Below are 24,868 nucleotides of genomic sequence, written 5' to 3' on the forward strand. Positions count from 1 at the left end.
GCTACAGCTCTCCGGCGTCCAGCGCTTCCTTGGTGTCCTGCGCCGCCGCAACCTCGTCGGCGGTGTAGGTGATGAACAGCGCCACCACACCGACGATCACCGCCACCGCAGCGACCCAGAGCAGGCCGTACGTGTAACCGTGGTCGAGCGCCGTGTGCTGCGCGGCATTCATCTTGGCGACCGGACCGGTGGTCCCGCCGAGGTACAGCGTGCGCGAGGTGATGACGGCCTGGATGACGGCCAGCACGACCGGCCCACCCAGGTTCTGCAGCATCAGCGCGATGGCCGACAGCGGGCCGATGTCGCTCAGCGCGACGCCGGCGATGGCCGAGACGGTCAGCGGCACCACGATCATGCCGATGCCGAAACCACCGACGGTGATCGGGATGACGAGGTTCGGGAAGTACGGGATACCGCCATTGAGGGTGGAGCCGTAGATCATCGCGGCGAGCACCAGGACACCGCCGGCGATCACCAGCACGCGCGGCGAGAACATCGCCACCAGCTGCGACGACAGGCCCAGACCGATGCCGAGCGCGATGACGAACGGGATGAAGCCGATGCCGGCCTTCAGCGCGCTGTAGCCCATGATGTCCTGCACGTACAGGCCGATCAGGACGGTCAGCGTGAACATCACGCCACCGGCCAGGAAGACCGCGGCGAAGGTGGCCACGCGGTTGCGGTCCCGGAACAGGCTGAACGGAACGACGGGGTGCTCAGCGCTGCGCTCGACGAACAGGAACGCCAGGAACAGCACGGCCGCCGCGGCGCCGGAGCCCAGCGTCAGCGGGGACATCCAGCCCTTCTCCGGGCCCATCGAGAAGCCGAACACCGCCGCGGTGCAGGCCAGGGTCGCCAGGATGGCGCCGGCCGCGTCGAGCTTCATGCGCTCGCGGGACGTCTCGGTCAGGGTGGTGCGGGCCAGGTAGATCATGACGAGGCCGATCGGCACGTTCACCAGGAACGCGTAGCGCCACGAGAACACCGTCAGCGCGCCGCCGACGACGAGGCCCATCACCGAGCCGACGCCGGTCATGGCCGCGAAGATCGCGGTCGCGGCGTTGCGGGCCGGGCCCTTCGGGAAGGTGGTGGCGACGAGCGCCAGGCCGGTCGGCGAGGCGATCGCCGAACCGACACCCTGCAGCAGCCGGGCGATGACCAGGGTCGTCTCGTCCCACGCGACACCGCACAGGATGGAAGCGATGGTGAAGAGCGCGACACCGACGATGAAGGTGCGCTTGCGGCCGATGGTGTCGCCGAGGCGGCCACCGAGCAGCATCAGACCACCGAAGGTCAGCACATAAGCAGTGATCACCCAGCTGCGGCCGGCATCGGAAAGGCCGAGCTCGTCCTGAATCTTAGGAAGGGCAACGATGGCGACGGTGCTGTCCATCGTGGCCAGCAGCTGCATGCCACCGATGGCGATGACCGCGGAAAGGAAGCGGGGGGACGGAAGCCAAGCTGGATACCAGCTCTTTCGTTCGTCCTCGGTTTGCCCCACGTGAATCGTGAGCGGTTCGCGGCGGCTGTGTGCCATGGCGGTGCGCTCAGCGTCGTTGAGAGCCGTCATGGAAAGCTACCTTACAGTAATCTTAAGATTTCTTTAACCCTGCGAAGGCCGCCACATCCCCGATCACGATGATCGCGGGGGGTCGGATGCCCTCCGAACGGATGTCCTCCGCCGCATCGGCAAGCGTGGTCTGCAGCGTCTGCTGCGCCGCCGTCGTCCCGTGCTGGACCACCAGCACCGGTGTTTCCGCAGGTCGGCCGCCTTGCAGCAGAACCTTGGCGAAAAGTTCGATGCGCTCGACGGCCATCAGCAACACGATCGTGCCGCGCATCGCGGCCAGTGCGTCCCAATTCACTAACGATTCCGGGTGTCCCGGCGCGACGTGCCCGCTGACCACCACGAACTCATGGGTCACGGCCCGGTGGGTGACGGGAACACCGGCGAGGGCCGGAACGGCTATGGCACTGGTCACACCAGGTACGACGGTGACCGGAATGCCCGCGTCGGCGCACGCCAGCACCTCTTCGTAACCGCGCGCGAAGACGAACGGGTCGCCGCCTTTGAGCCGGACCACGAACTTGCCGTCCTTGGCCCGGTCGATCAGGACGGCGTTGATCGCGTCCTGGGCCATCGCCCGGCCGTACGGAATCTTGGCGGCGTCGATCACCTCGACGTGCGGACCGAGTTCGGCGAGCAGTTCCTGCGGGGCCAGCCGGTCGGCGACCACCACGTCGGCATGGGCGAGCAGCCGGCGGCCGCGGACGGTGATCAGCTCGGGGTCCCCCGGGCCACCGCCGACGAGCGCCACACCGCTGTAGCTGTCGGGTTCGGAGGCGTCGCCGATGGCGCCGCGCTGCAGCGCCTCATGGATGGCGGTGCGCAGCGCCGCCGAGCGCCGGTGTTCGCCGCCGGCCACCACGCCGACCGTCAGGCCGTCGTATTCGAAGGACGCCGGGGTCACCGCCGACCCTTCCAGGCCCGCGTCGGCGCGGACGCAGAAGATACGGCGACGGTCTGCCTCCGCGACCACCGCGGCGTTGACGGCCTCGTCGTCGGTCGCGGCCAGCACGTACCAGGCGCCGTCCAGATCGTCGGTCTGGAATTCCCGCGAGGTGAGGGTGATGCCGGTGCCGTCGGGGTTGTCGACGAGTGCTTCGACCACCGGGGTGGCGGCGGGCGCGACGACGTGGACGTCGGCGCCACTGGCGATGAGCAGCGGCAAGCGGCGCTGGGCGACGCTGCCGGCACCCACGACCACGACCTTCTTGCCGGACAGATGCAGCCCCACGAGGTAGGCATGCTGGGACGTCATTTTGCTCCTCGCGTGCGCAGTATCACCCGGCGAGTTTAGTTGCCGCCGATACGAACCGACGCACCGAGTGCGGATGCGCAGCCGGATGGGTGTGCAGGTAGCCGGCGTGCACGCCGCCGCGGACGGCCCCGTCGTGCACGGTGGCCTGCCCGGCGCCCCGGAAAACCCACGCCGGCGGCTGCTGCTCGGTGAATTCGACTGTGGTGCGGTGAAATTCGTGACCGGTGGCGCGCTCCCCCGCGGCGTGCATGCTGGAGTCGACCATCGCCACGGCATCCCGGTACCCCAGGGTCAGCCGCTCGGTGAAGCGCGCCGAACCCGGCAGCACGCCGCACATCGGGTGCCCGTCGAGGTCGTCGACCAGGTAGGTGAGGCCGGCACACTCGGCATGCACCGGTGCGCCGGCGGCCGCCAGCGCGGCAATCTGTTCGCGGACAACGGCATTGGCCGACAGTTCCGCGGTGAACTGCTCGGGGAAACCGCCCGGTATGACGAGCGCCTGCGTGCCGTCCGGCAGCGGGTCGGTGAGCGGATCGAAGGCCACGACCCGGGCGCCCGCCATCTCGAGGAGTTCGGCGTGCTCGGCGTACCCGAAACTGAAGGCCTTGCCGGCGGCGAGCGCGACGGTCGCGGGCGGACCGGACTCCAGCTCGGGAGCCCACTGCGGTGCGAGTGCGCCGATCCCGGCACACCGGGCCACCGCTTCGATGTCGACGTGGCGGGCGACGAGCTCGGTCATGACGTCGACGGCCTCATGCGCCCGGCGGCCGTGCTCGACGGCGGTGACGAGGCCGAGGTGCCGCGACGGAATCTCCAGACCGCTGTTGCGCGGGATGGCACCGAAAACCGGGATGCCCGCTTGCTCGCAGGCCTGCCGCAGCACCTCTTCGTGCCGCGGTGAGCCCACCTTGTTGAGGATCACCCCGGCGATCCGCACAGCTCGGTCGAACGTCGAAAAGCCGTGCAGCAGTGCGGCAATGCTCTGGCTCTGCCCCCGGGCGTCGACGACCAGCACCACCGGTGCGCCGAGCAGCCCGGCGACGTGGGCGGTCGACCCGGGCGCCGGGGACATCGGCTGATCGGTGATCCGGCCGTCGAACAGGCCCATGACGCCTTCGATGACGGTGACGTCGGCACCCGCGCTGCCGTGCCGGTAGAGCGGACCGATCAGGTCGGCGCCGACGAGGACCGGGTCCAGGTTGCGGCCCGGCCGGCCGGTGGCCAGGGCGTGATAGCCCGGATCGATGAAGTCGGGGCCGACCTTCGCAGCGCTCACCGTGTGCCCGGCGCGGCGCAGCGCACCCATCAGCCCGGTGGCCACGGTGGTCTTGCCGCTGCCCGACGCAGGTGCCGCGATCACGACCGCCGGGACGGCAGCGCCGGCGGTGGCGGTGCCGGTGGTCACTTTTCCCCCGCGAGCAGACACAAAACTGTCGTTTTCGAGCGAAAAACGACAGTTTTACGTCTGCTCGCGAGTGGGAGGTACCCCCAGCTCGTCAATGACACTTTCACCATTCGATGCCGCGCTGGCCCTTGCGGCCGGCGTCCATCGGATGCTTGACCTTGGTCATCTCCGTCACGAGATCGGCGGCGTCGAGGAGCTGCGGCGGGGCGTCGCGACCGGTGACGACGACGTGTTGGGTGCCGGGGCGCTCGGTCAGCGTCGTCACCACCTCGTCGATGTCCAGCCAGCCCCACTTGAGCGGATACGTGAACTCGTCGAGCACGTAGAAGTCGTGCTGCTCGGCGGCCAGCCGGCGCGAGATCTCGGCCCAGCCTTCGACGGCCGCGGCGGCGTGATCCTCGTCGGAGCCCTGCCTGCGGGTCCACGACCAGCCCGAGCCCATCTTGTGCCACTGCACCGGTCCCCCGACGCCCTGCTCGTCGTGCAGGCGGCCGAGCGTCTGGAACGCTGCTTCCTCCCCGACCTTCCACTTGGCGCTCTTCACGAACTGGAACACCGCGATGTCGAAGCCCTGATTCCAGGCGCGCAACGCCATCCCGAAGGCGGCAGTGGACTTTCCCTTGCCCGGGCCGGTGTGCACGGCCAGGATCGGCGCATTGCGGCGCGCCTTGGTGGTCAGTCCGTCGTTGGGGACGACGAGCGGTTGTCCTTGTGGCATGACGTTCTTCCTGCTGTTCTCTTACGCCGCGGCTTGCCCGGCCCGGACCACACGGGCCAGGTTGTCGGCGCGCAGCTGCGCCAGTTGCACGGCGGGCGCACCGAGCTGGCCCGCGAGCTGCTGCGCCAACCCCAGTCGAATGTAAGAGGTTTCGCAATCGACGACGACGGCGGCCGCGCCCTCGGCGACGAGGAGTCCGGCGGCGGTCCGGGTCCGGCCCAGTGGATCGGGTCCACCCGTGGCGCGGCCGTCGGTCAGCACGACCACCAGCGGACGACGGGCCCGGTCCCGCGTCTTCTCGCGCAGCACCACGTCCCGCGCGGCCAGAAGCCCTTGCGCCAGCGGCGTTTTCCCACCGGTGTCGAAACGGGCCAGGCGCCGGCTCGCGATGTGCACCGACGACGTCGGCGGCAACAGCAGTGTGGCCTCGGCGCCACGGAAGGTGACGACGGCGACCTTGTCGCGGCGCTGGTAGGCATCACGCAGCAGTGACAGCGTCGCTCCGCTGACGGCGGACATGCGGTCCCGCGCGGCCATGGAGCCCGAGGCGTCGACCACGAAGATCACCAGATTGCCCTCGCGCCCTTCGCGAATCGCATGACGGACGTCGGTGGGAGCCACGTGCAGGCGCCCGGCTTGTGGCCGGCGGTCGGCCGCGGCGAGCAGCGTGCCGAAGACATGTACGCCATGCCCGGCCTGGGCGTCGTCGGTCGCCGAGATCGGGGTGCCGGTGCGGTTGCGCGCCCGCGACCGCCGGCCGGGAGCACCCTCCCCGACGCCGGGCACGACCAGCGCCCGGGTCCGGAACGTTGCCGACGGCGGCGCACTGGGCCGCGATGTGCTGCCGGGTCCGGCCGAGTTTCCTTGCGGCGCCGCCTCTTCCGAGCTGTCTGCGGAAGTCCCGCCGCCCGGTGGGTCGGGATCGGGTTCCGGCTCCGGCTGGGACTGCGATTCAGCTTCGGCCTGCGCCATGGCATCGTCGAGCTGCTGCGGGTCCAGACCAGGATCGTCGAAGGGGTCCCGACGGCGCCGGTGCGGCAGCGCGAGTTCCGCGGCGACCCGGACGTCTTCCGCATCCACCGCCGACGCGCCGCGCCACGCCGCGTGGGCGACCGCCGTGCGGGCCACCACCAGATCGGCGCGCATGCCGTCGACGTCAAAGGCCGCACACAGCGCTGCGATCCGGCGCAACTCGTTGTCCGGCAACGACACCGATGCCACCGCGGCGCGGGCCTTGGCGATCCGGCCGGCCAGCTCGGCGTCATCGATGGCGTACCGCTCGGCGAAACCGGCCGGGTCGGACTCGTACGACATGCGGCGCCGGATCACCTCGACCCGGACGTCGACGTCCCGGGAGGCGTAGACGTCGACGGTGAGTCCGAAGCGGTCGAGCAGCTGCGGACGCAGCTCGCCCTCCTCGGGATTCATGGTGCCCACCAACATGAATCGCGCCTCGTGCGAATGCGAGACACCGTCGCGCTCGATGTGCACCCGGCCCATCGCGGCGGCATCCAGCAGCACGTCGACCAAATGGTCGTGCAGCAGGTTCACCTCGTCGACGTAGAGCACACCGCCGTGCGCGCGGGCCAGCAGACCGGGCGAGAAGGCATGTTCGCCGTCCCGCAACACCTTCTGCAGATCGATCGATCCGACCACGCGGTCCTCGGTGGCGCCGATGGGCAGCTCCACCAGGCGGGCTTCGGCGTCCACGGCGGCCAGCACTTCGGCCAGACCACGCACCGCGGTCGATTTCGCCGTGCCCTTCTCGCCGCGGATCAGCACGCCGCCGATATCGGGACGCACCGCGCACAGGATGAGCGCCAGCCGGAGCTGGTCCTGGCCCACCAGCGCGCTGAACGGATAGGTCACTACTGCTGCCCCGCTCCCAGACCCGGTCTGATCATCGGCACATGCGGTATGCCGTCCTCCAGAAATTCCTCACCGTCGCGGACGAATCCGTGGCGGGCGTACATGTCCTCGAGATAGGTCTGGGCGTCGATCCGGCAGGGGTAGGTGCCCACCTCGGCCAGGGCCGCCTGCATCAACCGGAGGGTGTGGCCCTGCCCGCGGTCGCTACGTTTGGTGCACACCCGCCCGATGCGGAACACCTTCTCCCCGCCGGGATGTTCCTCCATCAGCCGCAGCGTCGAGATGACTTGTCCGTCAGGGCTTTCCAGCCAGAAGTGCCGGGTCTCCGCCAATAGGTCGCGACCGTCGAGTTCGGGGTACGGGCACGCCTGCTCGACCACGAAGACCTCGACCCGCAACTTCAGCAGCTCGTAAAGTGTTGCGGCATCGAGATCCTTGGCCCAGCTGCGCCTCGGCGCGACGCTCATCCGACCCCCCGGCTTCAGGCCGGCTGGTCGAGCTTGAGTACCTTGGTCCCCCAGTCCCACACCTCGCGGTACAGCTTGGGTTCGCCCGACAGGCTCACGCCCAGCGACGGCACCATCTCCTTGAGCTTGGGCAGCCAGGTCTGGTAGCGGTCGCCGAAGCAGCGCTCGAGCACCTCGATCATGGCCGGCACCGCGGTGGAGGCACCCGGCGACGCACCGAGCAGACCGGCGATCCGGCCGTCCTCGGCGGTCAGGACCGTGGTGCCGAACTCCAGCACGCCACCGATGCCCTTGCGGCGGATCACCTGCACGCGCTGTCCCGCGACATCCAGCTCCCAGTCGGAATCGACTGCGCTGGGGGCGAATTCGCGCAGCGAATCGACGCGCTCACCCTCGCTGAGGGCCAGCTGCTCGAGCAGGTACTTCACCAGGCCCAGTTCGGTGACGCCGACGCCGAGCATCGACGCGAGGTTGTTGGGCTTGACCGACAACGGCAGGTCGGTGATCGAGCCCTGCTTGAGGAACTTCGGCGACCAGCCGGCGAACGGCCCGAACAGCAGCCACGACTGGCCGTTGATGATGCGGGTGTCCAAGTGCGGCACCGACATCGGCGGGGCGCCGACCGATGCCTGGCCGTACACCTTGGCCTGGTGCTTGACCGTCAGGTCCTGGTTGTCGGTGCGCAGGAACGCGCCGCCGACCGGGAAGCCACCGAAGCCCTTGGCCTCCGGGATACCGGCCTTCTGCAGCAGGTGCAGCGCACCGCCACCGGCGCCGAGGAACACGAACTTGGCGTTGATCTTCTGCCGGTCGCCGGTGCGCCGGTTCACGACGTTGAGCTTCCAGCTGCCGTCGGACTGCTTGCTGAGGTTGGTCACCTCGTGCCCGAACAGCGTCTCCATGCCGCGCTGCGCGGCGAACCCGATGAGCTGCTTGGACAACGAACCGAAGTCGACGTCGGTGCCGTCGGTGGTCCAGTTCAGTGCGACCGGGTCACTGAAGTCGCGCTGCTCGGCCATGAACGGCAGCCGGCGGGCGAACTCGTCCTTGTCGTCGATGTACTCCATGGTGGAGAACAGCGGGTTGGTCACCAGCGTCTCGCGCCGCTTGCGCAGGTAATCGATGCTGTCGGCACCGTGCACGAAGCTGACGTGCGGGATGGGGTTCAGGAAGCTCTTGACGTCCGGCAGGACGCCGTTCTCCACGGCGTACGCCCAGAACTGCCGCGTCACCTGGAACTGCTCGTTGACGTTGACGGCCTTCTTGATGTCGATGGTGCCGTCGGAGTTCTGCGGCGTGTAGTTCAGCTCGCACAGCGCCGAGTGGCCGGTGCCCGCGTTGTTCCACGGATCGCTGCTCTCGGCGGCGGCGCCGTCGAGGCGCTCGATCATGGTGATGGACCACTCCGGCTCGAGCAGCCGGATCAGTGCGCCGAGGGTCGCGCTCATGATCCCCGCGCCCACGAGGACGACGTCGGTCTGTGCGCTCCCAGCTACGTTTGCATTCGACACGTGATCGCTCGTCCTTCGTACTCGGGTTACCCGCCGGTATTGACGGTTGCTCGGTGCTCAAGGTTATCGCGACCGGTTTCGCCGCCGACGCGCTATCTCCTCCCATCGACCATGATGTTCGTCGCAGTTAGTGTTGAGCCCGTGACGCCGCAGGAGCCACAGGGACAACCCGAGTGGCAGCCGGACGTGCTGCCCGGGTACTGGCAGCAGACCATCGCACTGGGTCCCGACCCCGACGGCGAAGGTGACCTGGTCGCCACCGTCGTGCGGCGCGGTCAGCCCGGCCGCGCCGAGCACGCCGTGCTGGTGGTCCACGGCTACACCGACTACTTCTTCCACACCGAGCTCGCCGATCACTTCGCCAGCCGCGGCATCGCGTTCTACGCCATCGACCTGCACAAATGCGGGCGCTCGCGGCGTCCCGGGCAGACCCCGCACTTCACCACCGATCTGGCGTCGTACTACGGCGAACTCCGTCGGGCGCTGCAGCTCATCGGCGCGGACACCGCCGGCGCGCGGGTGTGCCTGTACGGCCACTCCGCCGGCGGACTGATCGCGACGCTCTTCACCGACCGCCTGCGCCGCGACAGCGCGCTGGGGACGCACCGGGTGACGGGCCTGATCCTCAACAGCCCGTTCTTCGATCTGCACGGGCCGGCCGCACTGCGTTCGGCGCCGGTGTCCGGCACGCTGCGGGCCCTGGCCCGCTTCCGCAAACTGGCGGTGATCCGCAAGCCCACCGAGGGCGGCTACGGCACAAGCCTGCACCGCGACCACGGCGGCGAGTTCGACTACAACCTGGACTGGAAACCGTTGGGCGGCTTCCCGGTCACCGTCGGCTGGATCAACGCCATCCGCCGGGGACAACTGCAGCTGCATCGCGGCCTCGACGTCGGGGTGCCGAACCTGATCCTGCGGTCGGACCACACCGTCGCCGAGACCACCACGGCGGCCGGGATGGAGCGCGGCGACGCCGTGCTGGACGTCAGCCAGATCGCCCGGTGGGCGGGCTGTGTCGGCAACCGCAGCACCGTCGTCCCGGTCACCGACGCCAAACACGACGTCTTCCTGTCACTGCCGGCGCCACGTGCCGTCGCGTTCGACGAGCTGAACCACTGGCTGGATTGGTATCTCCCCCAAGCGGTCTCCCGCACCACCCAACACGAACAGGCCTGACGTCATGGAGCACTACGACCTGACCATCATCGGAACCGGCTCGGGCAACAGCGTGCTCGACGAGCGGTACGACGGCCTGAAGGTCGCCATCTGCGAGCAGGGCAAGTTCGGGGGCACCTGCCTGAACGTCGGCTGCATCCCCACCAAGATGTTCGTCTACGCCGCCGACGTGGCCCAGACCATCCGGCACAGCGCCACCTTCGGCGTCGACTCGCACATCGACGGGGTGCGCTGGCCGGACATCGTCGAGCGCGTCTTCGGCCGCATCGACCCGATCGCGGCCGGTGGCGAGGACTACCGCCGCGGCCTGCCGAACATCACGGTCTACGGCAGCCACACCCGCTTCGGGCCGACGCTGCCCGACGGCACCTACACATTGCGGACCGCCGACGGCGACGAATTCAGCTCCGACCGGGTGGTCATCGCCGCGGGCTCGCGCAGCTGGATTCCCCCGACCATCGCCGGCTCCGGCGTCCCCTACTTCACCAGCGACGACATCATGCGCATCCCGGCGCTGCCCGAGCATCTGGTGATCATCGGCGGCGGCTTCATCTCGGTGGAGTTCGCGCATGTGTTCTCGGCACTCGGATCAAAGGTGACGATCGTCCTGCGTGGCGATCGGCTGCTCCGCCGCTGCGACGAGGAGATCTGCCGGCGGTTCAGCGCCGTGGTGGGCAAGAAATGGGACCTGCGCACGCAGGAGAACGTCGTCAGCGCACAGCGCGACGGTGACGGCGTCGTGCTCGAGTTCGACGACGGCGAGACCCTGCGCGCCGACGCCCTGCTGGTCGCGACGGGCCGGGTGCCCAACGGCGACCTGCTCGACGTGCAGCTGGCCGGGGTGAGCCTCGACGACGACGGCTACGTCGTCGTCGACGAGTTCCAACGCACCACGGCGCGTGGGATTTTCGCGCTGGGTGACGTGTCGTCGCACCACCAGCTCAAGCACGTGGCCAATCACGAGGCGCGGACGGTGAAGGAGAACCTACTGCGCGACTGGGACGGCGAGCTGGTGGCCAGCGACCACCGGTTCGTGCCCGCCGCGGTGTTCACCGATCCGCAGGTCGCGATGGTCGGCATGAACGAAGCCGAGGCGCGGGCAGCCGGTTTCGACGTCGTGGTCAAGGTGCAGGACTACGGCGACACCGCGTACGGCTGGGCCATGGAGGACACGACGGGCATCGTCAAACTGATCGGTGAGCGCGGCACCGGCCGGATTCTGGGCGCGCACCTGATGGGTTATCAGGCGTCGTCACTGATTCAGCCGCTGATTCAGGCGATGTCATTCGGGCAGACGGCACAGGACGTCGCCCGCGGTCAGTACTGGATTCACCCGGCGCTTCCCGAGGTGATCGAAAACGCGCTGCTGGGCTTGATCTAGCCGTCGGCCGGGCTGAGCCGGGCCGTCCACTTCTCCTCGATCCGGCCCCACCGCCACACCAGCAGCGCCACCACCCAGGTGACGACGAACAGCCCGACGATGCCGAATCCGACGGTGTTCAGGTCGATTCCGCCGATCCAGGCCCAGACGCCACCGGACCAGCCCAGCTCCTCGGCCAGCAACCCGAGCAGCTCGATGGTGCCGATCACGAGTGCCACCATGACGGACAGTCCGGTGATGGTGAGGTTGTAGTAGACCTTGCGCACCGGCCGGGCCAGCGCCCAGCCGTACGCGACGTTCATGAACGCGCCGTCGATGGTATCCAGCAGGCTCATCCCGGCCGCGAAGAGCACCGGCAGACAAAGGATTGCGTACCACGGCAATCCGGCCGAGGCGCCGGTTCCGGCCAGCACCAGCAGCGCCACCTCGGTCGCGGTGTCGAAGCCGAGGCCGAACAGCGCGCCCAACGGGTACATCTGCCACGGCTTGCTGATGGCGCGGGTGAACCGGCGCAGGATGCGGTTCATGAACCCGCGATTGTTGAGTTGATGTTCGAGTGCGGCCTCGTCGTACTCACCGCGGCGCATCCGCATGAACACCTGCAGGATGCCGACCAGGACAACGACATTGATGGCGGCGATCAGGTACAGGAAGAAGCCCGAGACGCCGGCGCCGATGAGCCCGGTGTACCGGTGGAGCATCGACGAATCGTCCTGCAGCGGGCCGACGATCGACGTGATGCCCAGCGACAGCAGCAGCGCCAGAGCGAACACGATGGTCGAATGCCCAAGGGAGAAGAAGAATCCCACGCTGAGCGGCCGGCTGCCACGTGCGTGAGGAGCCACGGCGTTGTCGGCCATGAGCTTGCGGGTGGTGTTGTCGATCGCCGCGATGTGGTCGGCGTCGAACGCGTGCCGCAGGCCCAGGGTGTACGCCGTGAGGCCGATCCCGATGCCGAGCGCCGTCCCGCCGACGGTGTGATGTTCCGGCACGACGACGAGGATCAAGGTCCCCCAGCCGATGACGTGCAGTGCGGCGATGACGCCGAACATCGCCGCCAGCCGCCCCCAATCCTGACCCGACAACGAAAGCCGCATGCGGTCCAGTCTCCCTCAGCCGAGTAGTTCGCGAATGTCGGAGGCGGATATTGCAGTGCCGAACATGTCGCCGTCGTCGATGACCGCGGCGAACAGCGCGCGCTTGCGTTCCTGCAGAGCGATCACCTTCTCCTCGATGGTGTTCTCGGACACCAGCCGGTAGACGTTCACCGGGCGCTGCTGGCCGATGCGGTGTGCGCGGTCGACGGCCTGCGCCTCGGCAGCCGGGCTCCACCATGGGTCGCACAGGAAGCAGTAGTCGGCAGCGGTGAGGTTGAGTCCGAAACCGCCGGCTTTGAGACTGATCAGGAACACCTTGGTCCGGCCGGCGCTGAAGTCGTCGATGGCTCGCGCCCGGCTCCGCGCGTCCACCGACCCGTCCAGGTAGCTGTACTCGATCCCGGCGGCATCCAGGCGGCCGCGCAATATCGCCAGAAAGCCGGTGAACTGGCTGAACACCAGCGCGCTGTGGTCCTCGGCGACCAACTGGTCCAGTTGTTCGATCAGGAAATCGACCTTGGTGGAGCCGGCCTCCATGGTCTCGGCATCGACGAGCCCGGGATGCAGGCTGAGCTGCCGCAGCAGGGTGAGCGACCGGAAAATCTGGAAGCGGTTCTTCTCCCACTCCCCCAGCAGGCCGAGCACCTTCTGTCGCTCGCGCGCCAGCCGGGTGTCGTAGATCTTCCGGTGTTTGGCCGACAGTTCGATGGCCAGTACCTGCTCCTGCTTCGGCGGCAGCTCCTTGACGACCTGATCCTTGGTGCGGCGCAACAACACCGGCTTGATCCGCCGTCGCAACAGCGCCAGGCGCCCGGGTTCGCCGTCGGACTCGATGGGCCTGCGGAAGTAGCGTTCGAAAATCTTGGGGCTGGGAAACAGACCGGGCACCGTGATGGACAACAGCGACCACAGCTCCATCAGGTTGTTCTCCATCGGGGTGCCGGTGATGGCCAGTTTGAACGGCGCATCGAGGCGGCGCGCGCACTGGTGCGTCTTGCTGTGATGGTTCTTGACGAATTGCGCCTCGTCGAGAATCATTCCGGCCCAAGCGATTTCCCGATACTTGTCGTTGTCGATCCGCAGCAGCGTGTAGGTCGTGACGACGATGTCGGCCGCGGCGACCTGCTCGGCGATGGGCACCGCGCCGCGGGCTTCGGTACTCGATACGACGACGGTGGTGAGCCCCGGCGCGAACTTCGCGCACTCCGCGGCCCAGTTGGATGCCACGCTGGTCGGCGCGACGACCAGAAACTTCCCCGCGCCCTGCTCGACGGCGCGGCTGATCAGGGCCAGGGTCTGGACCGTCTTGCCCAGGCCCATGTCGTCGCCCAGCACACCGCCGAGTCCGTTGTCCCACAGGAACGCCAGCCAATTGAGCCCGTCACGCTGGTAGTCGCGCAGCTCGGCCTGCAGTCCGGCGGGCGGGGACACCGGAACGGGCGGCTGCGCCGCGGCCAGCCGCGCCATGTTGTCGCGCCACTGCGCCAGTTCCCGGTCGACGACGCCGAGGCCCAGCAGCTCGTCCCACAATGTCGCGTTCAGCGACGACGCGTTCACCCGGTCGCCGTCGAGCTCCCCCAGCGCCTGGGCTTCCTCGATCAGGGCCCGCAGCCGCAGCAGTTCTGGGGTGTCGAGCCGGAAGTAGACCCCGTTCGACAGCAGCATGTGGGTGGCGCCCGACGCCAATTCGGCGATGACGGACGACAGCGCCACGGGGTAGCCGTCGACATCGATGGTGATGTGCAGGTCGAACCAGTCCTGCGCCGGCGCCTCGTCGGAGGACGCGGTGCCGAACCCGAGTTGCGCGCCGGCGACCGAGCGCCGGAATGCCGCGGCCCGCTCGTCGATTTCGACGATCAGCTGTTCGTACCCGGCGAGCTGCGGCAGCACCTCATGGCACAGCACCGCGATCTGCGGCAGGGACAGCCGGCGCGACAGCAACAGCGAGGCCAGCGGGTCGTCCTGCGCCGACAGTCCCGAAATCAGTTCCAGCGCCGGTGCGATCGCCCGCCACATCGCATCCTCGGCAGCGTTGTCCCGGATACCGCTCGTGCGCGTGACGCCCGCCGCGTCGAACTCCTGACGGCGCCCGTTCACCTCGTAGCGGGTGCGCCACTTCACGCGGCCGTCAACCTCGTCGGCCGTGATGCTGAGTACGGGCCACGGCCCCGCGATGTCGGGTTCGGCGAACAGGCCCTCCGGCATGTCGACGGGCACCGTCCGGCGCAGCCGCGGCAGCACGTCCACCGCGAACTCCGACAGCGCCTCGGGCGGAATCTGTACCTTCTCGTCGTTCGCGATCAACTTGAGCAGCGTGGGCCCGGGCACCGGCGCGAAGGCCCCGAGATGCAGGATGCCGTCCACCAATTGATGGATGCCGTGTGGCGTGGGTGCGCCCACCAGCCCGACGCCTTCGGGCGCCCGTGGTTCGCCGTCGACCACGAGCACCGTCGACATCTGCGCACCGCCGGTGTCGGAGACGGTGAAGTCCAGCCGCAACTGGACGTCCTTGGCAAGCTCCACCGCCCGGATTCCCGCTCCGGGGACGAGCGTGACGCCGGCCTCGACCGCCAGGTCCAGATCGGTCCAAAAGCTCTGTCCCACAGCGGAAAGCACCAACTGGTCGCTGCTGTACGGGTAGTAACCGGGCACCGCGAGCACCAGCGCCCGCAGCGCGCTGTACTGGTCCCGGTCGAACTCACCCGGGTCGGCCATGTCGAACAGGCGCCGCCAGCTGATGCCGCTCTTGATCCAGTTTCCGCGCTTGCCGACCGTCAACGTCCGGAGCGTCGCGATGGGCGTCGTGTGGTACCGGCCCGCCGGCAGCATCCCGAATTCCAGGGCCAACGACTTACCGGCGGCGTCGGTATCGGCGTCGGTCATCTCGTCCAGCAGCGAACCCAGCACCACTTGCCAGCGTTTTGGGGCCGCCCGGTCAGGTGCGCTCGGGATCGCCGCCAACAGCAGCGCGACCGCATGCTTGCAGTAGCGCCCCACCGGGCAGGTGCAGACGGTGTACTCGATCTCGAGGCCGGTACGGGGACCCGACAACGCCACTTCGACGTCGTAGTACTCGGACTTCGAACCGAGGCACGAGCCGGTGAGCGTCCCGTCGACCGCGTCATACCTCGCGGCCACCACGCGTCCCTGGTTGGCGTAGGTCTCGCCGCGGGCCAGCGTCTGGGCGTTGAAGGCACGAAGCACCTCGTGGGGCGCGAGCGCTAGCCCGGCCGTCGAGTCCGTGCCTTCCATGTCGTCACGATAACGGCCGGGACCGACAGGGGCAGATCCCGTCGCTTCGCTCGCCCTGGCGGCAGATCCCGTCGCTTCGCTCGCCCTGGCGGCAGATCCCGTCGCTTCGCTCGCCCCAGCGGCAGATCCCGTCGCTTCGCTCGCCCCAGCGGCAGATTCCGTCGCTTCGCTCGCCCCAGCAGCCGGTCACCAGGTACTGCTGCGCAGCACGATCTCGTTGGCCACCTGGGCGGTGAACTCCTCGGCACTGCGCCGGCCCAGGAGCTCGGCCAAGCGGAACTCGCCGTAGATGAAGCGTTGTCCAGCCTGCGCCCGCGCACGGGCATCGGCGCTGGTTACGACGACGGTGGTGTTGATCTCCACCGGCGGGCACCCGTCGCCCGACTCCCCGTCGGCCCGCGGATGGCTGCCGTCGACGGCCACCAGGGCGGTGAACCGGTCCAGACGAGTGGCCGCCAGCCGCCAGGCCAGCTCGCCCGCGCTGCGGTCGGCGAACAACAGCGCCCACTTCACCCCGAGCGTATCCAGAATGCCGACAACCGAATTCACGGTCAGCCGGTCATCGGCCTCGATCACCACGGTGCGCAGCGAAGCGGTGTGGAGCAGCTCGCACAAGGCGCTCGTCGCCTGCTTGGTCGTGAGCATGACGACTGTCGTGGCGGCGTCGGGGCCAGACACGTCGACGGTGGCGCCGAAACCGTCGACGGTCGGGATGATTGGCATGACGCCACCGTAGCGAACGTAACCGGACCGCAGGTACCGATATTCAGCAGCCGCCACCACCGCCGCCCCCGCAACCACCGCCGCCCCCGCAACCTCCACCACCGCAACCACCGCCGCCCCCGCAACCGCAGCCGCTCGAGCCACCGCCGTCCAAGAATCCGGCGCCCCACCCGCCGTCGGAACCCGCGCCCACGCCATAGGCCGCGGCACCGCGTCCGCCCGCACGAAGGCGGCGCGCTGCCCGACGGCGGCGCGAGCGCCAGGCCGCGAAGATGTGCATTCCGAGGATCGACCCGACGACCAAGAGGGACACGAGCATCGGCACCCACGAGGAATCACTGTCGGCGGCGTCCGCCATTCCGATCTCGGCTACCACGCTGACAACGTTCATGGTTTTCTCCGTTCCGTCGTCGCTCAGGCCGTCGGCCGCGAGTTGAGGTCCCAGTAGGCCCGGCCGACCGTGGGCGACGTGCCGTGGCGGTGCTGCCCGCCCTGGCACAGCGTGTGCGCCACGACCACGACATCGCAGGAGTGGCCGGTCGCCACCGGGTCCGATGCCGGCGCGAATCCGGTTGGGCTCGAGGCAGACCCGAGGGTTCCGAGGGCGACCAATGCGCCGGCCACGACGGAGACCGTCGCCTTGGCGAAATGGGTGTTCTGGTACATCGTGACCTCCTCATGTCTGTTGATGAGCACATGGTTTCCGCGCACCGCGTCCACCGGAATACTCCACGGGCCGCGCCGGGCCTTTCCTTGCACGATCCTCAGATCCAGCGCGAAATCAGGGGGTTCACCGACCACGAGCCCTACCATCGGCCCATGCGCGTGCTGCTCGTCGAGGACGACCAGGGTGTCGCCGCTGCGCTCGTCGAGCTCCTCGAACAGACCGGGCTCACCGTCACCCACACCACGCGCGGCGACGACGCACTCAATCGCGTCAAGGGCTGCGACCTGGTGTTACTGGATTTGGGTCTGCCCGACATGGACGGGCTGGACGTGCTGCGGACGCTGCGCCGCGCGTCGACCGCGCCGGTCATCATCATGACGGCGCGCGACAGCGACGGCGCCGTGGTGCTGGGGCTGCGCGCCGGGGCCGACGACTACCTGGTCAAGCCCGTCCGAAAGGCGGTGCTGCTGGCCCGGATCGAGGCCGTCATGCGACGGGTGCAGCGCGGCACCGGCCCCGTCGCCCGCCCGCCGGTGGTGGCCGGGCCGGTGACCATCGATCGCGACCGGCACGAGGTCACCGTGGGCGGCCAGGCGCAGGCGCTGACCAAGACCGAGTACCAGATCCTGGCCACGCTGGCTGCCCGTCAGGGTGAGGCGGTCAGCCGTGAAGAGGTGATGCTCGAATGCTGGGGCACCGCCGTGGTGGGCCGCTCGCGATCCCTGGATTTCTTCGTGGGCCAGATTCGGTCCAAGCTGGCCGGAATACCGCTGCACACCGTGCGCGGCTTCGGTTACCGGTTGGACCACTGACGTGGGTCTGCGGGTTCGCGCGCTGCTGATGACGCTGCTGCTCATCGCGACGGCGGCGCTGGCGATCCCGCTGGCCCTGAGCCTGGCCGACCACCGCACCAACGTCCTGCACACCGAACGCGAGCGGCAACTGACGACGCTGGCCGACGTCGCCGCCAGCGCGGGCGCACTCGACACCGAACTGGTCGAGCGTTACCACCGGGTGTACGGCGAAGGCGTGTTGATCGTCGACGCGGACGGCCGGACGCTCGCCGCCGCCGGCTTGTCGGTCACCGATCCGGGGGTGACGACGGCCGCCGAGCGGGCGTTGTCCGACGCTCCCGCCGCACCGCGGACCCGGATCATGCCGTGGGACCGGCGACCGATGCTGCAGGCCAAGGGAATTCGGCGGAACGGCGAGCTGGTCGGCGCGGTGGTCCTGGGCGTCGACCCGGCCACCGCCGCACACGACATCACCGTGGACTGGTTGTGGATCGCGGCGGGCTGCATCGTCTTGCTCGGGGTTGCGGCCGTCACCGCGCAGAGCGTGACCCGGTGGGTGCTGCGGCCGCTGGTCGGGCTGGAGCGGGCCGTCGAGGACATGGCCGGCGGCATCGCCGGCCAGCCGGCTCACGTGTCGGGACCGCCCGAGCTGCGGCGCTTCACGTCGGCGTTCAACGCCATGGCGCAGGCGGTGCACGCCTCGCTCGATCATCAACGCCGGCTCATCGCCGACGCCTCCCACCAGTTGCGCAACCCACTGGCCGCCGTGCGGCTGCGTGCCGACACCCTCGAAGACCACGTCGCCGAATCGGGGCGCCCGACCTACGACTCGATGTCGGCGGAGCTGGACCGGTTGGAGAACCTGCTGGCCCAGTTGCTCCGCCTGGCGCGCGCCGAGGAGGCCAGCCACAGCCACCGTTCCGGTCTGGTTGCGGCAGTGCATGACTCGACAGATCTGGACAGCGTCGTCGAGCAGCGGCTGGACTTCTGGCAGACCACCGCAGACCCCAACGACCAGCGACTGCGTTTCGAGACCGCCCACGCCCACCTCGCCGTCCAGATGCCGCGCCACGATGTCGAGCAACTCTTGGACATCGCGCTGGACAACGCCTTGCGCTACTCCGGCACGGGCACCACCGTCACCGTGTCGACGGTGCCGACCGACACCGGCATCGATCTCACCGTCAGCGACAACGGCCCCGGCCTACCGGCCGACACCGTCTCGCAGGCGGCCACCCGGTTCTGGCGCGGGCACGACGACAGCCAGGGCACCGGCCTCGGCCTGGCCATCGCCACCGAAATCGCGGCCGCACACGGCGGATTGGCGTCGGTCGAGCGGTCCCCCGACGGTGGTCTCGCGGTCCGCTATCACCTGCCGGCGAGCACATCATGACCCTGACCCGGCGCGCTTTCCTCGCCTCCTCTGCCGCGGCGGTCGCCGCGGGATGCCTGCCGAACAACACCCAGGGCACAATCCGGCTGGCCGCCGGAGATCGCGGTGGTCTCTACCTGGCGGTGGGCGAGATCTTCGCCCAGCGCCTCCGGGTTCGGTATCCCGGCATCACGGTCACCGTGATGCCCACCGCGGGCAGCGTCGACAATCTCGAGCTACTGCGGTCGGGCCAGGCGGACATGGCACTCGCACAGGCCGACGTGGTCGAGCAGCAGTTGCGAACCCGGCCGCCCACCGACGTCCCGCCGGCGGTCGCGCGAGTCTACGAGAACTATCTGCAGCTGGTCGTCCCCGACCACTCCGCCATCCGGCAGGTGAATGACCTTGCCGGACTGACCGTTTCCACCGGACCGTCCGGTTCCGGCGTCGCGGCCATCACCACGGTGCTCTTTCGTGCGGCGAATCTGACCGATCGGGTCCGGCGGGCCGACCTGCGCCTGAACGAGGCGGTTGCCGCGCTGGGCAACCGCACCATCGACGCGCTGGTCTGGTCCGGCGGCATCCCGACGCCCGCCATCGCCGAGCTCGACAAGACGCTGCCCCTGCGCATTCTGGACCTGACGCCGTGGGTGGCACCGATGACAGAACTGGCGTCCTACCCCTATCTGCTCCTGCGCGCGCCGATCGGCGCCTACGTGCCGTCGAGCGTGTACACCATCGGCTCCCCCGACCTGCTGCTGTGCCGGCCCGGCCTGCCGAACGCACTCGCGGCGGCCGCGGTCGATGTATTGGCGAACGACGCAACGCAACTCATGCCGCCCGAAGTCCGCGGACTGCAGTACCTGCAGCCGCCGTCGATGATCCAGACCGGCCGAATCCCGTTGCACCCCGGCGCCATCGAGGAATACCGCATCCTGCACGGCTGAAAACGGGCCGAAACATCCCCGAAACGGCGGCATCCGTTGGCCAGCGCGAAACCCTGACGCACCCTATTGTTCTTCAACATCCGGGGGTCCCAAGGAGGTCACAGTGCCAGAAGGACACGAAGCACTCACCGAAGACGAGCTGCTACTGGCCAAGCTCGGCTACAGCCAGGAACTGCATCGCTCCTGGTCCGGCTTCAGCAACTTCGCCATCTCGTTCTCGATCATCTCCATCCTCTCGGGGTGCTTCACCTCGTTCGGGCTGGGCTGGAACAATGGCGGACCCGCCGCCATCGCCTGGGGCTGGCCGATCGTCGCGACGTTCATCCTCGTCATCGGCCTCTGTATGTCCGAACTGGTGTCGGCGTTCCCGACCTCCGGCGGAATCTATTGGTGGGCAGCAAAACTCGGCGGCGCGAAGGCCGGTTTCTATGCCGGCTGGCTCAACCTCATCGGCCTGGTGGCCATCCTCGCCTCGGTGGCCTACGGCTGTGCGACATTCATCGACCTCACCTTGGGCACCCTCAGCGCCGACTGGCTGGCGGGATACAGCCTCACCCGGACATTCGTCATCTTCGTCGCCATCCTGGGCATCTCGGCGCTGATCAACATCTTCTCCAGCCACCTGCTGGCGATCATCAACAACGTCTCGGTGTGGTGGCACGTCTTCGGCGCGGCCGCCGTCATCGGCATCCTGATCTTCGTGCCGAGCCACCACGCGAGTTTCTCGGACGTCTTCGCCAAGACGATCAACAACAGCGGCATGTTCGGCGGCGCGACCTCGGGCGCCGGTTGGCTGTTCGTGGTGCTGCCGATCTCGGTGATCCTCACGCAGTACACGATCACCGGGTACGACGCGTCGGCACACCTGTCGGAGGAGACCAAGAGCGCGGCGGGCGCGGCTGCCAAGGGCATCTGGCGGTCCATCTTCTACTCGGCCGTCGGCGGCTGGATTCTGTTGCTGGCCTTCCTGTTCGCGGTCCAGGATTCCGATGCGGTGTCCAAGGGCGGCGGCGCGGTGGCCGCCATCTTCAACCAGGCGATGAGCTCGAACTGGGCGACGGCGGTGCTGTTCATCTCGACGGCCGGCCAGTTCTTCTGCGCCGTCGCCTGCCAGACCAGCGCATCCCGCATGCTGTTCGCTTTCAGCCGGGACCGTGCCGTGCCCGGCCACCGGTGGTGGTCGGAGGTCAACAAGCATCGGGTGCCGACGCACAGCGTCACGATCACCGCGGTCGTGGCCGCCGCACTCACGCTGCCGGCCCTGGTCAAGGTCGACATCAACGGCACGCCCACGCCCGTGGCGTTCTATGCCGTCGTGTCCATCGGCGTCGTCGGGGTGTACCTGTGCTTCGCCGTCCCGATCTACTACCGCTGGCGGGCCGGTGATGAATTCGCCACGGGCAGTTGGAATCTGCGCGGCCACCACAAGTGGATGGCACCGGTGGCGCTGGCCGAGATCACGATCACCTCGATCATCGCGATGTTCCCGACGTCCCTCGGCGGCGTGCCGTGGGACCCGAGTTTCGAGTGGAAGTTCGTGAACTACACGCCGCTGCTGGTCGGTGGCGTCCTGTTTCTGCTCTACATCTACTGGCACGTGTCGGTGAAGAACTGGTTCACCGGGCCCATCAAGCAGGTCGAGGAGCCCGTAGAACCGACAGCACCGGCAGAGCCGGTCGGCGAACCGGGCTGATCACCGGCACACGCTGCTGATCACCGGCCGGGCCGGCGCACCGGATTCGACGAGCTTCAGCACCGCGTTGATATCCACATGTGCGGCAAGCAGATCGGCCATCACGTCGAGTTGCACGTCGCGCAACGCGGCGACGTTCACGTCGTCGGCGACGACGAACCCGTCCTTGCCACAGCTCGTCGCGACCTCGGTGAGCCAGGTCCGCCGCACGGCGTCGTTGTCGAGCAGCCCGTGCCAGTGGGTGCCGTACACCTGGCCGCGCCGGATGCCGACTCCCAGCCAGTCCGGCTCCGCGCACCGCGCGACCCGGCCGTGGTGAATCTCGTAGCCGTACAACGGCGTATCCCAGTGTTTCAGGGTCTTGTCGGCATCGAACTCGATGTCGGCATCCAGCAGACCCAGGCCGGGGACCCGGCCCGCGCCGGACTCGACGGTGTCGTGGATCGTCGTGCACAGCATCTGGAACCCGCCGCAGACGCCGAGCACCGCGCGACCGGACCGGGCATGCGCCGTGGCGGCTTCGGCGAGTCCACGCTCGCGCAGCCAGTTCAGGTCGGAAACGGTCGCCTTGCTGCCGGGCAGCACCACCACATCGGCGCCGGCCAACTCGGCGGCGGTGTCGACCCAGCGGACGTGCACCCCCGGCTCGCACGCGAGGGCCTCGACGTCGGTGGAGTTCGAGATGCGGGGCAGTCGCACGGCGGCCACCGTCAGGACATCCCGGCCGCGCGGCGCCGTCGGCCGGCCCAGCTGCCCACGTGGCGTGACCGACAGCGAGTCCTCGGCGTCGAGCCACAGGTCGTCGCAGTACGGGATCACGCCGTAGGTCGGGCGTCCGGTGAGCGATTCCAGTTGCCGCAGGCCGGGTTCCAGCAGCGCCGGGTCGCCCCGGAACTTGTTGACGAGGAACCCGGCGATCAGTTTCTGGTCCGCGGGTTCCAGTACCGCCACCGTGCCGTACAGGTGCGCCAGCAGCCCGCCGCGGTCGATGTCGCCGACGACGACCACCGGCAGGTTCGCGGCGCGGGCCAGGCCCATGTTGGCGACATCGGTGGCCCGCAGGTTGATCTCGGCGGGCGAGCCCGCACCTTCACAGATCACCACATCGAATTCGCTTCGCAGCGAGGCCAATTCGTCGGACACGACGGTGGCCAGCTGTGTCCGGCGGGTGAAGTAGTCCCCCGCCGCCACCGTACCGGCGACGACGCCGCGCACCACGAGCTGCGAGGTCCGGTCGCCGCCGGGCTTGAGCAGGACCGGGTTGAACCGCACGCTGGGCGCCAGCCCGGCCGCCCGGGCCTGCATCGCCTGGGCCCGCCCGATCTCGCCGCCTTCGACCGTGACGGCCGAATTGTTCGACATGTTCTGGGCCTTGAACGGCGCCACCCGCACACCCTTGCGGGCGAGCAGCCGGCACAGCCCGGCCACCACCATCGACTTACCGGCGTCCGACGTGGTGCCGGCGACCAGCAGAGCCCCTCCGGTCACATCACGGCAGGGTCAGGATTTCGGCGCCGTCTTCGGTCACCACGAGGGTGTGCTCGAACTGCGCCGTCCACTTCTTGTCCACGGTCGCGACGGTCCAGTCGTCGTCCCAGATCTCGTAGTCGAGCGAGCCGAGGTTGATCATCGGCTCGATGGTGAAGGTCATGCCCGGCTCCAGCACGGTGTCGACCTCGGGCTTGTCGTAGTGCAGCACGATCAGGCCGTTGTGGAACGTCTCACCGATGCCGTGTCCGGTGAAGTCGCGAACCACGTTGTAGCCGAACCGGTTTGCGTACGACTCGATGACCCGGCCGACCACCGACAGCTGCCGTCCCGGCTTGACCGCCTTGATGGCCCGCATCGTGGCTTCGTGGGTGCGCTCGACCAGCAGCCGGTGCTCCTCGGACACGTCGCCGGCCAGGAAGGTGGCGTTGGTGTCGCCGTGCACGCCGTCCTTGTAGGCGGTGACGTCGATGTTGACGATGTCACCGTCCTCGATCACCGTCGAATCGGGGATGCCGTGGCAGATGATCTCGTTCAGCGAGGTGCAGCAGGACTTGGGAAAACCCTTGTAGCCCAGCGTCGACGGGTAGGCGCCGTGGTCGAGCATGTACTCGTGCGCCACCCGGTCCAGGTGGTCGGTCGTGACGCCGGGTGCGACGGCCTTGCCGGCCTCGGCGAGCGCCTGGGCAGCGATGCGGCCGGCGACGCGCATCTTCTCGATCACCTCGGGAGTCTGCACCCAGGGCTCGCTGCCCTCGCGCACCGTCGGCTTCCACGCGTACTCGGGGCGCGGGATCGACTTGGGCACCGGCAGGGTGGCGGACACCTCGCCGGGGCGAAGCGCAGTACGAACAGACATCGTCCCAGCTTAGCGAGCGCCGGAGTTATCGGTCGCCGCGGCCGAACCACGTCCGGCGCGGCCCGCGGATATCGACCGACCCGAACACCACCCGCCCGGTCAGGATGACGTGCGGGGTGCCGTCGGCGGGCGCGTCCTTGCGATGGTCGGTGGCACTGCCGACGGCCACCTCGACGTCGTCGATGGAGGCGCTGGCGCCGTCGGGCAACCGAAGATCCAGCGAGCTGAACTTGAGATCGAGTTCGATCACCACGATGGGCCCACCGAACCGGGCCCGCGTCAGGTCCAGGTCGATCGAGCCGACGCGCCGGACCAGCGCGAGCCGGGTCGGCACGACCCACTCACCCTGCCGCTTGAGCGACCCCATGACACCGCGCAGTTCGACGCGGTCGGCCGAGCCCGTGACGATCGCGTTGGGCGCGGGCAGGTCGCCGACCAGCACCGCCAGCTCAGCCTGCTGACGGGCGAGGGCGACCAACGCGGACCGCTCGGAGAACTCGTCCATGTCGATGAGCCCCAGAGCCACCGCGTTGTGCAGCCGCCGGAGCGTGCCGTTGCGGTCGGCGTCGGAGACGCGCAGGACCGCGATCTCGTCGCTGTTGGTCATCCAAACAGGCTACTCAGGCC

The 24,868-nt window shown here is 68.7% G+C and carries 21 protein-coding genes; 6 read left to right on the forward strand and 15 right to left on the reverse strand.

The window, feature by feature from the left end; genetic code table 11:
- Position 1: 1 nt before the first annotated feature.
- The 7 genes from BR47_RS0101310 to mqo form a co-directional block, all read right to left on the reverse strand.
- Entirely contained in the window at positions 2-1,537 is a 1,536-nt protein-coding gene (locus BR47_RS0101310; RefSeq protein ID WP_051128518.1) for an MFS transporter, read from the reverse strand.
- Positions 1,538-1,592: 55 nt separating this feature from the next.
- The gene (gene cobA, locus BR47_RS0101315; protein ID WP_020101962.1) at positions 1,593-2,822 is read right to left on the reverse strand and encodes a uroporphyrinogen-III C-methyltransferase; all 1,230 of its coding nucleotides are present in this window, start codon (positions 2,820-2,822) and stop codon (positions 1,593-1,595) included.
- A gap of 22 nt (positions 2,823-2,844) precedes the next feature.
- A complete protein-coding gene (locus BR47_RS0101320; RefSeq protein WP_051634546.1) occupies positions 2,845-4,227 on the reverse strand; it encodes a cobyrinic acid a,c-diamide synthase CobB in 1,383 nt (460 codons plus the stop codon).
- 103 nt (positions 4,228-4,330) lie between these two features.
- Positions 4,331-4,945, reverse strand: coding sequence for a cob(I)yrinic acid a,c-diamide adenosyltransferase (gene cobO / locus BR47_RS0101325; protein ID WP_029118353.1), 615 nt, complete (start codon positions 4,943-4,945; stop codon positions 4,331-4,333).
- A 21-nt stretch (positions 4,946-4,966) separates the two neighbouring features.
- Positions 4,967-6,814, reverse strand: a complete 1,848-nt coding sequence (locus BR47_RS0101330; protein WP_029118354.1) for a magnesium chelatase subunit D family protein — start codon at positions 6,812-6,814, stop codon at positions 4,967-4,969.
- A complete protein-coding gene (locus BR47_RS0101335) occupies positions 6,814-7,281 on the reverse strand; it encodes a GNAT family N-acetyltransferase (protein ID WP_020101966.1) in 468 nt (155 codons plus the stop codon). The genes BR47_RS0101330 and BR47_RS0101335 overlap by 1 nt, the downstream gene beginning before the upstream one ends.
- Before the next feature lie 14 nt (positions 7,282-7,295).
- Complete coding sequence (gene mqo / locus BR47_RS0101340) at positions 7,296-8,792, reverse strand: malate dehydrogenase (quinone) (RefSeq protein ID WP_029105347.1); 1,497 nt, start codon at positions 8,790-8,792, stop codon at positions 7,296-7,298.
- Between the two features lie 114 nt (positions 8,793-8,906).
- On the opposite strand from mqo, the gene BR47_RS0101345 reads away from it, so the two are divergent.
- Both BR47_RS0101345 and mtr read left to right on the forward strand, forming a co-directional pair.
- Positions 8,907-9,968 (forward strand): alpha/beta hydrolase, encoded by a 1,062-nt coding sequence (locus tag BR47_RS0101345; protein ID WP_051634581.1) that lies wholly within the window; start codon positions 8,907-8,909, stop codon positions 9,966-9,968.
- Positions 9,969-9,972: 4 nt separating this feature from the next.
- Entirely contained in the window at positions 9,973-11,349 is a 1,377-nt protein-coding gene (gene mtr, locus BR47_RS0101350; protein ID WP_029118356.1) for a mycothione reductase, read from the forward strand.
- Here mtr and nicT read toward each other — a convergent pair.
- The 5 genes from nicT to BR47_RS0101375 form a co-directional block, all read right to left on the reverse strand.
- On the reverse strand, positions 11,346-12,446 hold the full coding sequence (gene nicT / locus BR47_RS0101355; protein WP_051634547.1) for a Nickel transporter NicT: 1,101 nt from the start codon (positions 12,444-12,446) through the stop codon (positions 11,346-11,348). The genes mtr and nicT overlap by 4 nt on opposite strands.
- A gap of 15 nt (positions 12,447-12,461) precedes the next feature.
- Positions 12,462-15,698: a DEAD/DEAH box helicase gene (locus tag BR47_RS0101360; protein ID WP_029118357.1), complete on the reverse strand. Its 3,237-nt coding sequence runs from the start codon at positions 15,696-15,698 to the stop codon at positions 12,462-12,464.
- A gap of 186 nt (positions 15,699-15,884) precedes the next feature.
- Positions 15,885-16,421, reverse strand: coding sequence for an alpha/beta hydrolase (locus tag BR47_RS0101365; RefSeq protein ID WP_029118358.1), 537 nt, complete (start codon positions 16,419-16,421; stop codon positions 15,885-15,887).
- A 43-nt stretch (positions 16,422-16,464) separates the two neighbouring features.
- Entirely contained in the window at positions 16,465-16,812 is a 348-nt protein-coding gene (locus BR47_RS33420) for a hypothetical protein (RefSeq protein WP_138158366.1), read from the reverse strand.
- Between the two features lie 23 nt (positions 16,813-16,835).
- Positions 16,836-17,222, reverse strand: a complete 387-nt coding sequence (locus BR47_RS0101375; RefSeq protein ID WP_029118359.1) for a hypothetical protein — start codon at positions 17,220-17,222, stop codon at positions 16,836-16,838.
- Between the two features lie 18 nt (positions 17,223-17,240).
- Here BR47_RS0101375 and BR47_RS0101380 point away from each other — a divergent pair, with 18 nt between their 5' ends.
- The 4 genes from BR47_RS0101380 (at position 17,241) to BR47_RS0101395 (ending at position 21,894) form a co-directional block, all read left to right on the forward strand.
- Positions 17,241-17,900: a response regulator transcription factor gene (locus BR47_RS0101380; protein ID WP_020101974.1), complete on the forward strand. Its 660-nt coding sequence runs from the start codon at positions 17,241-17,243 to the stop codon at positions 17,898-17,900.
- 1 nt (position 17,901) lies between these two features.
- Positions 17,902-19,275, forward strand: coding sequence for a sensor histidine kinase (locus BR47_RS0101385; RefSeq protein WP_029118360.1), 1,374 nt, complete (start codon positions 17,902-17,904; stop codon positions 19,273-19,275).
- Positions 19,272-20,201, forward strand: a complete 930-nt coding sequence (locus BR47_RS0101390) for a TAXI family TRAP transporter solute-binding subunit (RefSeq protein ID WP_020101976.1) — start codon at positions 19,272-19,274, stop codon at positions 20,199-20,201. Before BR47_RS0101385 ends, BR47_RS0101390 begins: the two co-directional genes overlap by 4 nt.
- A gap of 103 nt (positions 20,202-20,304) precedes the next feature.
- Positions 20,305-21,894 carry an amino acid permease gene (locus tag BR47_RS0101395; protein WP_029118361.1) on the forward strand — a complete coding sequence of 530 codons (1,590 nt, stop codon included), beginning with the start codon at positions 20,305-20,307 and terminating at the stop codon, positions 21,892-21,894.
- On the opposite strand, the gene BR47_RS0101400 is transcribed toward BR47_RS0101395, so the two are convergent.
- The 3 genes from BR47_RS0101400 to BR47_RS0101410 are packed head-to-tail and all read right to left on the reverse strand — an operon-like array spanning position 21,895 to position 24,848.
- Entirely contained in the window at positions 21,895-23,382 is a 1,488-nt protein-coding gene (locus tag BR47_RS0101400) for a cobyric acid synthase (RefSeq protein WP_029118362.1), read from the reverse strand. It lies immediately after the preceding gene.
- Position 23,383: 1 nt separating this feature from the next.
- Complete coding sequence (gene map, locus BR47_RS0101405) at positions 23,384-24,241, reverse strand: type I methionyl aminopeptidase (protein WP_029105350.1); 858 nt, start codon at positions 24,239-24,241, stop codon at positions 23,384-23,386.
- A gap of 25 nt (positions 24,242-24,266) precedes the next feature.
- Positions 24,267-24,848 carry a DUF1707 SHOCT-like domain-containing protein gene (locus BR47_RS0101410; protein WP_020101980.1) on the reverse strand — a complete coding sequence of 194 codons (582 nt, stop codon included), beginning with the start codon at positions 24,846-24,848 and terminating at the stop codon, positions 24,267-24,269.
- Positions 24,849-24,868: the final 20 nt, after the last annotated feature.

Source organism: Mycobacterium sp. UNC410CL29Cvi84 (assembly GCF_000686745.1).
In the GTDB taxonomy this organism is placed as follows: Bacteria; Actinomycetota; Actinomycetes; order Mycobacteriales; family Mycobacteriaceae; genus Mycobacterium; species Mycobacterium mucogenicum_B.